The sequence below is a fragment of the Azohydromonas lata genome (assembly GCF_034427735.1).
In the GTDB taxonomy this organism is placed as follows: domain Bacteria; phylum Pseudomonadota; class Gammaproteobacteria; order Burkholderiales; family Burkholderiaceae_C; genus Azohydromonas; species Azohydromonas lata.
This window is the reverse complement of record NZ_JAXOJX010000021.1, coordinates 19,834-32,560: the sequence shown is the minus strand read 5'-3', so window position 1 is coordinate 32,560 and position 12,727 is coordinate 19,834. Positions and strand designations below refer to the sequence as shown.

12 protein-coding genes are annotated in these 12,727 nt (G+C 71.6%); 6 read left to right on the top strand and 6 right to left on the bottom strand.

Going from position 1 to position 12,727, the window contains the following annotated elements; all coding sequences use genetic code 11:
• Nucleotides 1-12: 12 nt before the first annotated feature.
• The 4 genes from SM757_RS13940 to SM757_RS13925 form a co-directional block, all read right to left on the bottom strand.
• Nucleotides 13-264 (bottom strand): hypothetical protein, encoded by a 252-nt coding sequence (locus SM757_RS13940; protein ID WP_322465934.1) that lies wholly within the window; start codon nucleotides 262-264, stop codon nucleotides 13-15.
• A complete protein-coding gene (gene fdh3B, locus SM757_RS13935) occupies nucleotides 261-911 on the bottom strand; it encodes a formate dehydrogenase FDH3 subunit beta (RefSeq protein ID WP_322465933.1) in 651 nt (216 codons plus the stop codon). Before fdh3B ends, SM757_RS13940 begins: the two co-directional genes overlap by 4 nt.
• Before the next feature lie 34 nt (nucleotides 912-945).
• Nucleotides 946-3,942 (bottom strand): formate dehydrogenase subunit alpha, encoded by a 2,997-nt coding sequence (locus SM757_RS13930; protein WP_322465932.1) that lies wholly within the window; start codon nucleotides 3,940-3,942, stop codon nucleotides 946-948.
• A gap of 143 nt (nucleotides 3,943-4,085) precedes the next feature.
• Nucleotides 4,086-4,271, bottom strand: a complete 186-nt coding sequence (locus SM757_RS13925; RefSeq protein WP_322465931.1) for a formate dehydrogenase — start codon at nucleotides 4,269-4,271, stop codon at nucleotides 4,086-4,088.
• A gap of 400 nt (nucleotides 4,272-4,671) precedes the next feature.
• Here SM757_RS13925 and SM757_RS13920 point away from each other — a divergent pair, with 400 nt between their 5' ends.
• Together SM757_RS13920 and SM757_RS13915 are read left to right on the top strand one after the other, a co-directional pair.
• Complete coding sequence (locus SM757_RS13920; protein WP_322465930.1) at nucleotides 4,672-6,102, top strand: sigma-54-dependent transcriptional regulator; 1,431 nt, start codon at nucleotides 4,672-4,674, stop codon at nucleotides 6,100-6,102.
• Between the two features lie 16 nt (nucleotides 6,103-6,118).
• Nucleotides 6,119-8,089 (top strand): sensor histidine kinase, encoded by a 1,971-nt coding sequence (locus tag SM757_RS13915; protein ID WP_322465929.1) that lies wholly within the window; start codon nucleotides 6,119-6,121, stop codon nucleotides 8,087-8,089.
• A 23-nt stretch (nucleotides 8,090-8,112) separates the two neighbouring features.
• Here SM757_RS13915 and SM757_RS13910 read toward each other — a convergent pair whose 3' ends face one another.
• Nucleotides 8,113-8,649: a DUF3455 domain-containing protein gene (locus SM757_RS13910; RefSeq protein ID WP_322465928.1), complete on the bottom strand. Its 537-nt coding sequence runs from the start codon at nucleotides 8,647-8,649 to the stop codon at nucleotides 8,113-8,115.
• 167 nt (nucleotides 8,650-8,816) lie between these two features.
• Here SM757_RS13910 and SM757_RS13905 point away from each other — a divergent pair, with 167 nt between their 5' ends.
• The 4 genes from SM757_RS13905 to SM757_RS13890 all read left to right on the top strand — a co-directional run bounded on the left by SM757_RS13905 (nucleotide 8,817) and on the right by SM757_RS13890 (nucleotide 12,487).
• Nucleotides 8,817-9,551 (top strand): GntR family transcriptional regulator, encoded by a 735-nt coding sequence (locus tag SM757_RS13905; RefSeq protein WP_322465927.1) that lies wholly within the window; start codon nucleotides 8,817-8,819, stop codon nucleotides 9,549-9,551.
• A 119-nt stretch (nucleotides 9,552-9,670) separates the two neighbouring features.
• On the top strand, nucleotides 9,671-10,660 hold the full coding sequence (locus SM757_RS13900; RefSeq protein WP_322465926.1) for a tripartite tricarboxylate transporter substrate binding protein: 990 nt from the start codon (nucleotides 9,671-9,673) through the stop codon (nucleotides 10,658-10,660).
• 5 nt (nucleotides 10,661-10,665) lie between these two features.
• Nucleotides 10,666-11,496 carry an amidohydrolase family protein gene (locus tag SM757_RS13895; protein ID WP_322465925.1) on the top strand — a complete coding sequence of 277 codons (831 nt, stop codon included), beginning with the start codon at nucleotides 10,666-10,668 and terminating at the stop codon, nucleotides 11,494-11,496.
• Nucleotide 11,497: 1 nt separating this feature from the next.
• The gene (locus SM757_RS13890) at nucleotides 11,498-12,487 is read left to right on the top strand and encodes a tripartite tricarboxylate transporter substrate binding protein (protein ID WP_322465924.1); all 990 of its coding nucleotides are present in this window, start codon (nucleotides 11,498-11,500) and stop codon (nucleotides 12,485-12,487) included.
• A 44-nt stretch (nucleotides 12,488-12,531) separates the two neighbouring features.
• Here the strand turns inward: SM757_RS13890 and SM757_RS13885 are convergent, their stop codons facing one another.
• Nucleotides 12,532-12,726 carry a hypothetical protein gene (locus SM757_RS13885; protein ID WP_322465923.1) on the bottom strand — a complete coding sequence of 65 codons (195 nt, stop codon included), beginning with the start codon at nucleotides 12,724-12,726 and terminating at the stop codon, nucleotides 12,532-12,534.
• Nucleotide 12,727: the final 1 nt, after the last annotated feature.

Genomic DNA, 12,727 nt, shown 5'->3' with positions numbered 1-12,727 from the left:
TGTGGCGTGCCGTCAGGGCTGCGGCGCCGTGGGGGCCGAGCGCGAGTACTCGTTCTGGCCCTGGCCGCGGGTGCGGATCTGCTGCTCCCAGGCCGCGCGGTCGCCGGCGTTCCAGCCGGCGGCGGTGAATTGGGCGTCTCCGCCGCTGAAGGCCGGCTTGTCGGACTTCACGTGCTTGGCGCCCAGCTCCTGCGAGCGCTCGCCGCAGGCCGACAAGGCCATGGCCGCAGCGGCCAGGGCGAGCATGAAACGCAGCCTGCTCACGACTTCACCTCCGCCTTCGCCTCGGCCTTGACCGCGCCGCCATGGCCGCCCTGGGGCTGCGCGGGCTTGCCGTAGGCCGTGCCCCAGCCCCACACCTCGCTGCCCTTGCCGCGCTGCACCACGCGCTGGCGGAAGATGTCCGCCACCACGTCGCCGTCGCCGCCCAGCAGCGCCTTGGTCGAGCACATCTCGGCGCAGATCGGGAGCTTCCCTTCGGAGAGACGGTTGCGGCCGTACTTTTCGAGCTCGGCCTCGGAGCCGTTGGCCTCGGGGCCGCCGGCGCAGAAGGTGCACTTGTCCATCTTGCCGCGCAGGCCGAAGGTGCCGTTGGTGGGGAACTGCGGCGCGCCGAAGGGGCAGGCGTAAGAGCAGTAGCCGCAGCCTATGCACACGTCCTTGTCGTGCAGCACCACGCCCTCGTCGGTGCGGTAGAAGCAATCCACCGGGCACACGGCCATGCAGGGCGCGTCCGAGCAGTGCATGCAGGCCACGGAAATGCTCTTCTCGCCGGGCACGCCGTCGTTGAGCGTGACCACGCGGCGGCGGTTCACGCCCCAGGGGACGTCGTGCTCGGCCTTGCAGGCGGTGGCGCAGCTGTTGCACTCGATGCAACGCTCGGCGTCGCACAAAAACTTCATACGGGCCATGTCAGGTCCTTGTCTCGTTCGGCTGCTGCAGACGTCAGGCGCGCTCGATCTGGCAGATCGTCGTCTTGGTCTCTTGCATCATGGTCACGCTGTCGTAGCCGTAGGTCGTGGCCGTGTTGATGGCCTCGCCGCGCACCACGGGCATGGCGCCCTGCGGGTAGTACGGCGCCATGTCCATGCCGCCCCAGCGGCCGGAGAAGTGGAACGGCAGGAACACGGTTTCCGCGTTCACGCGCTCGGTCACCAGCGCCTTGACGCGGATGCCCTTGAAGCCCTCCACGGCCTCCATGGGCGGCGTCCTCACCCACACGTACTCGCCGTTGCGGATGCCGCGGTCGTTGGCCGCCTTGGGGTTGAGCTCGACGAACATGTCCTGCTGCAGCTCGGCCAGCCAGGGGTTGGAGCGCGTCTCCTCGCCGCCGCCCTCGTACTCCACCAGGCGGCCGCTGGTCATGATCAGCGGGAAGCGCTGGCCGATGTCCTTGTTCTTCTCCTGCACGCTCTTGTAGAGCGTGGGCAGGCGCCAGAAGGCCTTCTTGTCGTCGTGCGTGGGGTACTTGGCGATGAGGTCCGGGCGGTTGGAGTAGATGGGCTCGCGGTGCTTGGGGATGGGATCGGGGAAGTTCCACACCACGGCGCGCGCCTTGGCGTTGCCGAAGGGGTGGCAGCCGTGGTTCTTCATGACCACGCGCTGGATGCCGCCGGAGAGGTCCGTCTTCCAGTTCTTGCCCTCGGCCGCCCTTTGCTCGGCCTCGGTCAGCTCGCCCCACCAGCCCAGTTTCTTGAGCAGCACGTGGTCGAACTCGGGGTAGCCGGTGGTGATGTCGGCACCCAGGGAGTGCGAGCCGTCCTCGGCCAGCAGGCTCACGCCCTCGCGTTCCACGCCGAAGTTCGCGCGGAAGTTGCCGCCGCCCTCCATGACGTGCTTGGAGGTGTCGTAGAGGTTGGGCGAGCCCGGGTGCTTGAGCTCCGGCGTGCCGTAGCAGGGCCAGGGCAGGCCGAAGAAGTCGCCGTCCAGGCTGTAGCCGCTGGCCTTGTCGATGCCGCCCTTGGCGCGCAGCGTCTTGACGTCGAAGACGTGCATGTTGCGCATGTGGGCCTTCAGGCGCTCGGGGCTCTGGCCGGTGTAGCCGATGGTCCACAGCGCGCGGTTGATCTCGCGAAGGATGGACTCGGTCTCCGGCTCCTGCATGCCGCCCTTGCCCGGGACCATCTTGTAGCCCTGGACCAGTTCCTTGCCGAAGCCCAGCTTGTCGGCGAGCTGGGTCATGATCATGTGGTCGGTGCGGCTCTCCCACAGCGGCTCGATCACCTTCTCGCGCCACTGGATGGAGCGGTTGGAGGCGGTGCAGGAGCCGCTGGTCTCGAACTGCGTGGTGGCCGGCAGCAGGTAGACGCCGCGGTTGGGGTTGGCGTCCTCGGCCCGCCCCGGCATGGCGGCCATGGCGGCGGTGGCGCTGGGGAAGGGATCGATCACGACCAGCAGGTCGAGCTTGTCCATCGCCTTCTTCATCTCCAGGCCGCGGGTCTGGGAGTTGGGGGCATGGCCCCAGAACAGCAGGCCGCGCAGGTTGGAGTCCTGGTCGATGAGCTCGTTCTTCTCCAGCACGCCGTCGATCCAGCGCGAGACGGTCATGCCGGGCTTGGTCATCATGCCCGGGGCGTAGCGCTTCTTGAGGTCCTCGAAGTCCAGGCCCCAGACCTTGGCGAAGTGCTTCCACGAGCCCTCGGCCAGGCCGTAGTAGCCGGGCAGCGAGTCGGGGTTGGGGCCGACGTCGGTGGCGCCCTGCACGTTGTCGTGGCCGCGGAAGATGTTGGTGCCGCCGCCGCTCTTGCCCACGTTGCCCAGGGCGAGCTGCAGCAGGCACGACGCGCGCACGATGGCGTTGCCGATGCTGTGCTGCGTCTGGCCCATGCACCACACGATGGTGCCGGGGCGGTTGTCGGCGAGAAGCTTGGCGACCTTGTAGGTGGTTTCGCCGTCAACGCCGCAGACCTCCTGCACCTTGTCCGGCGTCCACTGCGTGAGCACCTCCTCGCGCACCTTGTCCATGCCGTAGACGCGGTCCTGGAGGTACTGCTTGTCCTCCCAGCCGTTCTTGAAGATGTGGTGCATCACGCCGAACAGGAAGGCGATGTCCGTGCCGGAGCGTATGCGCACGTACTCGTCGGCCTTGGCCGCGGTGCGGGTGAAGCGCGGGTCCACCACGATGACCTTGCAGCCGTTCTCCTTGGCATGCAGCAGGTGCAGCATCGACACCGGGTGCGCTTCCGCCGCATTGGAGCCGATGTACAGCGCCGCCTTGGCGTTCTGCATGTCGTTGTAGGAGTTGGTCATCGCGCCGTAGCCCCACGTGTTCGCGACGCCGGCGACGGTGGTGGAGTGGCAGATGCGGGCCTGGTGGTCGCAGTTGTTGCTGCCCCACAGGCTCATCCACTTGCGCAGCAGGTAGGCCTGCTCGTTGTTGTGCTTGGACGAGCCGACCACAAAGATGGAATCCGGCCCGCTTTGCTTGCGCAGCTCCAGCATGCGGGCGCTGATCTCGCTGAGGGCCTGGTCCCAGCCGATGCGCTGGTACTTGCCGTCCACGAGCTTCATGGGGTACTTCAGGCGGTACTCGCCGTGGCCGTGCTCGCGCAGCGCGGCGCCCTTGGCGCAATGCGCACCCAAGTTGATGGGCGAGTCGAACACCGGTTCCTGGCGCACCCACACGCCGTTCTCGACCACCGCGTCCACGGCGCAGCCCACCGAGCAGTGGCCGCACACGGTGCGTTTCACTTCCACCTTGCGGCTGCCGTCGGCGGCAGCGGCGGGCTTGTCGGAGGCCTGGGCCTTTTGCACCAGGCTCAATTGCGAGGCAGCGATGCCCACGCCCACCCCCAGTCCGGAGCGGCGCAGGAAGGCGCGGCGGTCCAGCGTCGGGATGGCGCGGCGGTTGAAGCTGTCTATGCCGCGGGTGAGGCTGGAGACCAGGCCCGCGGTCGGTTGGCCGGCGGCGGCCGGCGTGGCGCTCTTGCGCGTGAGCAACATGGCAAAAAAACCTTCTCTAGGGCCTGGCCCCTCCCGCGCGGGCAGGTGTTCGCGCCCAGCGGATGGAAAGCCGTTGGGCGTGGCGGCCCGCTTCAGGCGGGCCAGGCAAGGCGTGTTGGCGGCTGTGGGGACGGCGCGTCAGCTCAGATGCGCGTGGTCTGGTAGTAGCGCAGCACGTGGGGCGTGACCTGGTAGCCGTCGCCCTTGGGCGGCTCGGCGGCAGGCTGCGCGGCGGCGGCCACAGCGGGCGCGGGATCGCCCTTGGGCAGCACGGCCACGGCGCCGGCCAGCGCGCGGCGGCGCGACAGTTTGTTGGGGGTCTCGCTCATGGCGTCTCCTCAGCAGCGGTTTTTTTGGGGATGCGGCCGGCAGCACATGGATGGGCTTGGGCCGTCTCGGTCTCGGACACCGCGCGGCCACGCCTGGCGCGGCGGTGTCGGTCCAACGGGGCTATGCAACGCTTTGCCTAGGAATGGGACAAACCGCCGCAGGCCTCTCCATTGCACAGCCCGTACCAGGGCCGGCGGCGACGGCCGGGCCTTGAACATCAAGCACTTGCGTCAGGTCAAGCCCTGCGCGGCGGCGCGGGCGCGACAAGCTGTCGCGGCATCGCACGACAAGTTGTCGCGGCGCCTGCCGGGGGCGTTGCGGCGCCGCCCCCCGCGTGGCGGGGGGCCTTCCTACAATCCAGCCCCGCCGCCGCCCCAGGCCCACACCGCAGTCCCCGCCGTGACACCACACACCGCCCCCTCCTCTCCCGCCGAGCGCTGGCCGCTGGCCAGCGTGCTGGTCGTGGACGACGAGGAGGGCATGCGCAACTTCCTCACCAAGACGCTGGCCACGCGCTGCGGCCAGGTGCTGGCCGCGGGCAGCGCGGAAGAGGCGGCGCAGCTCTGTGCGCAGCACCGCTTCGACCTGCTCATCCTGGACATCGCGCTGCCGGGCAAGAGCGGGCTGGAGCTGCTGCGCGAGCTGCGCGAACAGGGCCACTCGGGCGAGGTCATCCTCATCACCGCCTTTGCGGACCTGGACACGGCCATCGAAGCGCTGCGTGCCGGTGCGTCGGACTTCATCCTCAAGCCGTTTCGCATCGCCCAGATCCTCAACGCCATGGCGCAGTGCCTGGAGCGCTCGCGGCTGGCGCGCGAGAACTTCATCTTGCGCCGCACCCTGTCGGAGAAGACGCCGCCCTCGCCGCTGGACGGCTTCGTCGGCGGCTCGGCCGTGATGGCGCAGTTGCAGCACGCCCTGCAGCGCGCCGCCGCGGTGCCCAGCACGGTGCTGCTGGCCGGCGAGTCCGGCACGGGCAAGGAGCTGGCGGCGCTGGCGCTGCATGCGCGCAGCCCGCGCGCGGCGGGGCCCTTCGTCCCGGTGAACTGCGCCACGCTCTCGCCGGACCTCATAGACAGCGAGCTGTTCGGCCACGCGCGCGGGGCCTTCACGGGGGCGGCACGCAGCCGCGACGGGCTCTTCTACTACGCGCAGGGCGGCACCCTCTTCCTGGACGAGATCGGCGAGTTGCCGCTGCCGCAGCAGGCCACGCTCTTGCGCGTGCTGGAGGAGCGGCGCATACGCCCCGTGGGCAGCGAGCAGCAGATCCCGGTGGACGTGCGCATCGTCGCGGCCACCAACCGCGCGCTGGCCGAGGAGGCCAAGGCCGGGCGCTTCCGCAAGGACCTGTATTACCGGCTGCAGGTGGTGGAGATCACGCTGCCGCCGCTGCGCGCGCACAAGGAGGATCTGCCCGCGCTGGTGGCGCACTTCATCGCGACGCTGGCGCCGCAGTTGGGGCTGGAGCCCATCAGCGTCAGCGACGAGCAGATGGCCTACCTGCAGCAGTACGACTGGCCGGGCAACGTGCGCGAGCTGCGCAACCTGGTGGAGCGCTCGCTCATCCTGGGCGCGCTCAACGTGCAGGCGCTCTACCCCGGGCTGGAGCCGGCGCCGGGGCCTGTTCCCGCGGGCGCGGCGGGCGCCGCAGTTCGCGCGCCGGAGCCGACGGGCACTGCCGCGCCCACCGACCTGCAGACGCTGGAAAAGCGCCACATCCTGTCGGTGCTGGAGTCCGTGGGCGGCGACAAGACGCGCGCCGCGGCGCTGCTGGGCATCTCGCGCCGCACGCTGGAGCGGCGCTGCGCGGAGTGGCAGCTCGGGGCGTGAGGCGCGCCGCCTGGCCATGACCCGCGCCCCCGGCTCCATCCGCCGCCAGCTCCTGACGCTGTCGCTGCTGCCCGCGGGCGTGGCCTTGCCGCTGTTGGGCGTGGCGCTGGCCTGGTGGGGCTCCAGCGCGCTGGATGCGCTGCTGGTGACCAAGGTGCGCGCCGACCTGGCCGTGGCGCACGGCTACTTCGAGCGCGTGCGCTCCGAGATGGGCGCCAGCGCCGCCGCGCTGGCCGACTCGCAGGCGCTGCAATCCGCCCTGGCCCGCGGCACGGCCCCAGCGGAGCTGGGCGCGCTGCTGCAGCGCTTCAAGGAGCGCGAGGGCGTGGACTTCGTCAACCTGCGCGACGCCGAGGGCCGCTTGCTGGCCACCGACTTCGGCCCGCCGCCGCAGGCCACGCGCGCGGGCTGGTTCAACGGCCCGGCCTCGCGCTCGGCCGTGGAAGTGCTGGCGCCGCAGGACTTCGCGCTGCTGGCGCCCGCGCTGCAGTCGCGCGTGGCCGTGCCGCTGCTGCCCACGCCCTACGCCGCGCCCACCGAGCGCAGCACCGAGGAGCGCGCCCTGGTGCTGCTGGCGCGCGCGCCGGTGGCCGATGCGCGCGGGCACATCACCCACTACCTGCAGGCCGGCACGCTGCTCAACCGCAACCTGGCCTTCATCGACCACATCAACGAGATCGTGTACCCGCCGGGCACCCTGCCGTTCGGCAGCCGCGGCACGGCCACGCTCTTCCTGGACGACCTGCGCATCACCACCAACGTGCGCCTGTTCGAAGGCGGCGCCGCGCACCGCGCCATAGGCACGCGCGTCTCCCAGCAAGTGCGCGAAGCCGTGCTGGGCCGCGGCAGCACCTGGCTGGACCGCGCCTTCGTGGTGGGCGACTGGTACGTCTCCGCCTACGCCCCGCTGGCCGACGGCGAGGGCCGCCGCGTGGGCATGCTCTACGTGGGCTTCCTGGAGCAGCCTTTCACCTTGCTGAAGTACGGCGTGCTGCTGGGCATAGGCGCGCTCTTCTTCGCGGTGATGGGCGCGGCGGCCTGGCTGTCGCTGCGCCGCGCGCGCGCCCTGTACCAGCCGCTGGAGCGCATGGCGCACACCATGCGCGAGGTGCAGTCCGGCCAGCGCGCGCGGGTCGGCCCGCTGCAGGGCAGCCCGGAGCTGGGCGCCCTGGGCGCACACCTGGACGGGCTGCTGGACACCGTGGACGAGCAGACCCGCGCCCTGCGCTGGGCCAACGCCGAGCTCGACGCCAAGGTGGAGGAGCGCACCCGCGAGCTGCAGGCCGCGCAGCGCCAGTTGCTGCGCAGCGAGAAGATGGCCGCCATAGGCCAGCTCACGGCCAGCATCGCCCACGAGGTCAACAACCCCATCGCGGTGCTGCAGGGCAACCTGGACCTGATGCGCGAGCTGCTGGGCGAGCACGTCAACAGCGTGCGCGACGAGCTGAAACTGGCCGACGAGCAGGTCGAGCGCATGCGGCTCATCGTGGCGCAACTGCTGCAGTTCTCGCGGCCCACCGAATACGCCGGCTACGTGCAGGCCGTGGACCCGGCGCAGGCGCTGCAAGACTGCCTGCGCCTGGTGGGCCCGCAGCTCGCCCGCAGCCGCGTGCAGGTGAAGCAGCAGTTCGCGCACACGCGCACGGCCGCCATCAACCGCCAAGAGCTGCAGCAGGTGCTGGTGAACCTGCTGCTCAACGCGCTGCAGGCCATGGGCAACGGCGGCGTACTGCGGCTGTCCACCCGCGATGAGGCCGAGGGCGTGCTGATCTCGGTGGCGGACAGCGGCCCCGGCCTGGCGCCGGAGGTGCTGCGCGACCTCTTTCAGCCCTTCATGACCACCAAGCACGACGGCACGGGTTTAGGGCTGTGGATCAGCCACGGGCTGATAGAGCGATACGGCGGGGCGCTGCGGGCGCGCAACCGCGACGACGGCGAGAGCGGCGCGGTGTTCGAGGTGTGGGTGCCGGGGGAGACGGTGGCGTGAAATGCCGCCGGGCTGGCTTTGTTTCATCGCTCCCGCCGCCCATAAAACACAAACTCCGCCTGATACCCCACCGCCATTTCCCGCCCAACCCGCCGCGCATCGCAAGGCTGATTGGGCGCCGCACCGCCGCGGGTATTGAGCCGCTGGATGTAGCTCACGCCTTGCATCGTCCCCTGCCCTGACGTGCCCGCGGCGCGCAGCAGTTGCAGCGGCAGGTGGCCCTCGCCGGCCGGCGCGGCGGCCAGGGGAAGGCCCACCACCTTGGAGCCGTCCACCGACTTCCACGTCGGCCCGCCATAGCTCCAGCCGATCTCGCGCAGGTACAGGTCGTACAGACGCCCCGCCGATTCGCCTGCCACCCACGCGTAGCCGCCGCCCGCGCCGGCTTGCCGGCGGCAGGCATAGCGCACCTCGCCTTTGCCCAGCGACCACAGGCGCAGCTCATGCCCCGGCGGCACGCGCAGCGCGGTGGGCAGCGCAGCGTTGTCCACGGCCGCACGCGCAACAGCCACCGTCGCCAGCAGCGCAGCGGACACGAGAACGGGCGCAAGCGTCGTCACGGCGGTTCTCCTTCGGGAAATTCGCGGCAAGCACCGTCACGGCAGCACGCACGCTGCCCACCGCCACCCGGGAAAACACCCGCGCCCGCGCTGAGTAGTTCCCACATGCCCACCCGTATCGACAGCGGCACACTTCAACTCCTCTATAGGACTAGATCAATTACCAGATGGAGCCCCTGCGCCTGGTTCAGCCTGAAGTCGGACAAAGCCGCTACGCCGCGTTGGCCGCCGCGCTGCGCGCGCGCATCGTGGCGGGTGAGTGGCCGCCCGGCACGGCCTTGCCGGCGGAACAGACGCTGGCCGCCGAGCACGGCGTGGCGCTGGGCACCATGCGCCGCGCGCTGGAGCTGCTCACCGAGCAGGGCTTCATCGAGCGCCGGCACGGGCGCGGGACCTTCGTGAAGCCGTCGCTCAGCGGCGCGTCGCTGCTGCGCTTCTTCCGCTTCGGCGACGGCAGCGGGCAGGCGCCGGCTTCGCGCATCCTCTCGCGCGAGCCGCTGCCCGCGCCCGCCGACGTGGCCCGCACCCTGGGCCTGGGCCCCGGCGAGCCGGCCTTGCGGCTGCTGCGGCTGCGGCTGGTCGCGCACCAGCCCTGCCTGCACGAGGAAATCTGGCTGCCGCTGCCCCTCTTCGCCGCGCTGGCCGAGGGCGACCCGGCCGACTGGGGCGACCTGCTCTACCCGCTGTTCGCCCAACGCTGCGGCGTGCACGTGCACCGCGCGGTGGACAGCATCGGCTTTTGCCGGCTGCCCGCCGAGCCGGCGCGCGCGCTGGCGCTGCCGGCCGACCACCCCTGCGCGCGCGTGCAGCGCCAGGCCTTCGACCTCAGCGGGCGCTGCATGGAGCTGCGCACCACGCTGGGCGACGCCAACGCCTTTCACTACACCGTGGCCATCACCTGACGGCCTGAGCCCTCTCCGGCCTGGCGGCTGGCCTGCGGGCCGGCGGCGCCCACGGGGCCAGGCCGGCCTCGCCACTCCAGCGCCGCCGCATCCCAAGCACACCGCAAGAGAGACAAGACATGACTGCTCCCGCCTCCTGGACGCGCCGCCGCCTGCTGGCCGCCTCCGCGCTGCTGGCCGCCCCGGGCCTGTCGCGCGCGGCCGGCGACATCGCCGGCGGCAAGCCGATTTCCCTGATCGTGAGCTACCCGCCCGGCGGCGGCGCCGACGTGATGGCCCGCCTCATCGCCCCGCGCCTGGGCCAGGTGCTGGGCCAGACCGTGGTGGTGGAGAACAAGCCCGGCGCCAGCGGCACCATCGCCGCCCAACAGGTCGCCCGCGCCGCGCCGGACGGCACCACGCTGCTGCTGGACGCCTCCAACTACGCCGTCAACCCGGCCCTCTTCGACCACAAGCTGCCCTACGACCCGGCCACCGCCTTCGCGCCGCTGGCCGTGCTGGCCACCTTCCCCAACGTGCTGGTGTGCACGCCGGGCTTCGAGGCGCAGTCGGTCGCCGACGTCATCCGCCTGGCCCGCAATAAACCCGGCCGCCTCACCTACGCCTCGTCGGGCAACGGCTCGGCCCAGCACCTGGCCGGTGCGCTGTTCGAGCAGATCGCCAAGGTGGAGCTGACGCATGTGCCCTACCGCGGCGGCGGCCCGGCCATGAGCGACGTGATGGGCGGCCAGGTGCCCCTGTTCTTCGCCAACGTGGCCTCGTCGCTGGGCCACATCCAGTCCAAGCGGCTGCGCCCGCTGGCGGTGACGTCCAGGCTGCGCACCCGCGCCCTGCCGGACGTGCCCACGCTGGAGGAGTCCGGCCTCAAGGGCTACGAGGTGCTGGAGTGGAACCCGGTGCTGGCCCCCGCCGCCACGCCGGCACCCGTGCGCATGAAGCTGGCCGCGGCGCTGCGCACCGTCATGGCCGACGCCGAGGTGCTGGGCCGCGTGCGTGCCCTGGGCGGCGAAGTGTTTGCCGGCGACGAGAAGGCCGCCACCACCTTCCTGCAACAGCAGCAGGCGCAGTGGACCCGCGTGGTGCGCGAGCACCGCATCACGCGGGAGTGAGCCGCATGACGGATCAACACCCCCCCGGCGGCTGGGACTGCCACGTCCACGTCTTCGACGCCGACGCCCCCGTGCAGCCCGGCCACTACCGCCCCGTGCACCGGCCGCTGGCCGACATCGAGGCGCTGGCCGCCGCCCACGGCGTGCGCCACCTCGTGCTGGTGCAGCCCAGCGTCTACGGCACGGACAACGGCGTGATGCTGCGCGCGCTGCAGGCCGCCAAGGGCCGCCACCGCGGCGTGGCCGTGGTGGACGCCGGCGTGGCCGACGCCGAGTTGGACGCGCTGCACGCCGCCGGCGTGCGCGGCATCCGCTTCAACCTCGTGTCGCCCGTGGGCCACCAGGCCCGGCACGGCGACCCGGCCGACGCGCTGCGCGCCTTGGCCCCCCGGCTGCGCGCGCGCGGCTGGCACGTGCAGTGGTACGCGCGCTGTGAACACCTGCCCGCGCTGGCCGTGCTGCAGGAGGAAGCCGGGCTGCCCTTCGTCCTGGACCACCTGGCCGGCCTGCACGCCGAGCTGCCCGCCGCCGACCCGGCCTGGCGCGCGGCGGCCGCGCTGGCCGCGGGCGGCGCCTGGATCAAACTCTCCGGCTGGTACCGGCTGCGGGACGCGGAACCCTATGCCGCGCTGCGGCCGGCCATCGCCCGCGCCTTCGAGCTCTTCGGCGAGCGCGCCCTCTGGGGCTCGGACTGGCCGCACACCAGCTTTGCCCCCGAAGCCCTGCCTGCCTACGGCTCCACGCTGGCGCCGCTGCGCCAGGCCCTGGGCGACGACGCCACCCGCCGCGTGCTCGACGTGCACGCCCCTTTGCTCTACCAACACGAGACCCGCTGACATGAACCGCAACACCGCATCCCGCCGCACCGTGCTGGCGCTGGCCGCCACTGCCGCCACCGTCGCCCTGCTGCCCGCCGCCGCCCAGGCGCAGGCGCCGGCCTGGCCCGTGAAGCCGATCCGCTTCGTCGTCCCCTTCGGCCCGGGCGGCGCCAACGACATCGTGGCCCGCGCGGTGGCCGAGGCCACGGCCAAGCAGTTGGGCCAGCCCATCATCATCGAGAACAAGCCCGGTGCCGGCTCCATGCTGGGGGCGGACTTGGTCGCCAAGTCGGCGCCGGACGGCTACACCTTCCTGGCGCCGGCGGCTGGCGTGATCACCAACGCGATGATCAAGTCGCGCATGCCCTACAAGGAGGACGACCTCGTCCCCGTGGTCATGATGGCCGTGAGCCCCTCGGTGATCGTGGTGCCCGCCGGTTCGCCCATTAAGGACTTGAAGGGGCTGATCGCCGCCTCCAAGAACGGCCCCGGCCTGAACTTCTCCACCGCCGGCACCGGCAGCACGCCGCACTTCGTGGCCGAGATGCTCAAGCTCAAGGCGGGCGCCAAGCTGCAGATCATCCCGTTCAAGAGCGGCTCCGAGGGCATGGCCGCCGTGGCCGGCGCGCAGGTGGACGCCACCTCCGAGGCCAGCCCCGTGGTGCTGCCCATGATCAAGGGCGGCAAGCTCATCCCCGTGGCCTCGACCTGGAACCGCCGCATCGCCGCACTGCCGGACCTGCCCACCGCCGAGGAACAGGGCTTCAAGGACATCGTGATCGGCCACTGGTCCGGCGTGTTCGCGCCCAAGGGGACGCCGGACGCCATCCTCGACAAGCTCAACGCCGCGGTGAACGTGGCGCTCAAGAGCAGCGAGCTGCGCGCCAAGCTCATCCCCATGGCGATCGACCCCACGGGCGGCAGCCGCGAGGACTTCAGGAAGTTCCTGGCCGCCGAGAAGGCCCGGCTGGCGCCGCTGGCCAAGGCGGCGCAGATGAAGGAGGACTGAGGCCCTCCCCGCCGCCGCGCCGCGCGGGCGGCGCGGGCGAGAGCTCAAGGCCCGCAGGACGCCCCCAGCAGCACCGCGTCCACCCGCAGCCGCGCCAGCGCCTGCGGGTCGGCGCACAGGCCCAGCGCCACGGCCGGCACCAGCGCCAGGCCCCAAGCCAGCGCCGCGCGCCGCGTGCGGCTGCGCCGCAATGCCCCCAGGAAAGGCAGGGCCAGCGCCGCGGCCACCGGCAGTTTCAAC

What these genes read in the sequence shown, in the direction of transcription:
- fdh3B (WP_322465933.1), bottom strand. Translation starts at nt 911, where the DNA reads ATGGCCCGTATGAAGTTTTTGTGCGACGCCGAGCGTTGCATCGAGTGC.
- SM757_RS13930 (WP_322465932.1), bottom strand. Translation starts at nt 3,942, where the DNA reads ATGTTGCTCACGCGCAAGAGCGCCACGCCGGCCGCCGCCGGCCAACCG.
- SM757_RS13925 (WP_322465931.1), bottom strand. Translation starts at nt 4,271, where the DNA reads ATGAGCGAGACCCCCAACAAACTGTCGCGCCGCCGCGCGCTGGCCGGC.
- SM757_RS13915 (WP_322465929.1), top strand. Translation starts at nt 6,119, where the DNA reads ATGACCCGCGCCCCCGGCTCCATCCGCCGCCAGCTCCTGACGCTGTCG.
- SM757_RS13905 (WP_322465927.1), top strand. Translation starts at nt 8,817, where the DNA reads ATGGAGCCCCTGCGCCTGGTTCAGCCTGAAGTCGGACAAAGCCGCTAC.
- SM757_RS13900 (WP_322465926.1), top strand. Translation starts at nt 9,671, where the DNA reads ATGACTGCTCCCGCCTCCTGGACGCGCCGCCGCCTGCTGGCCGCCTCC.
- SM757_RS13895 (WP_322465925.1), top strand. Translation starts at nt 10,666, where the DNA reads ATGACGGATCAACACCCCCCCGGCGGCTGGGACTGCCACGTCCACGTC.
- SM757_RS13890 (WP_322465924.1), top strand. Translation starts at nt 11,498, where the DNA reads ATGAACCGCAACACCGCATCCCGCCGCACCGTGCTGGCGCTGGCCGCC.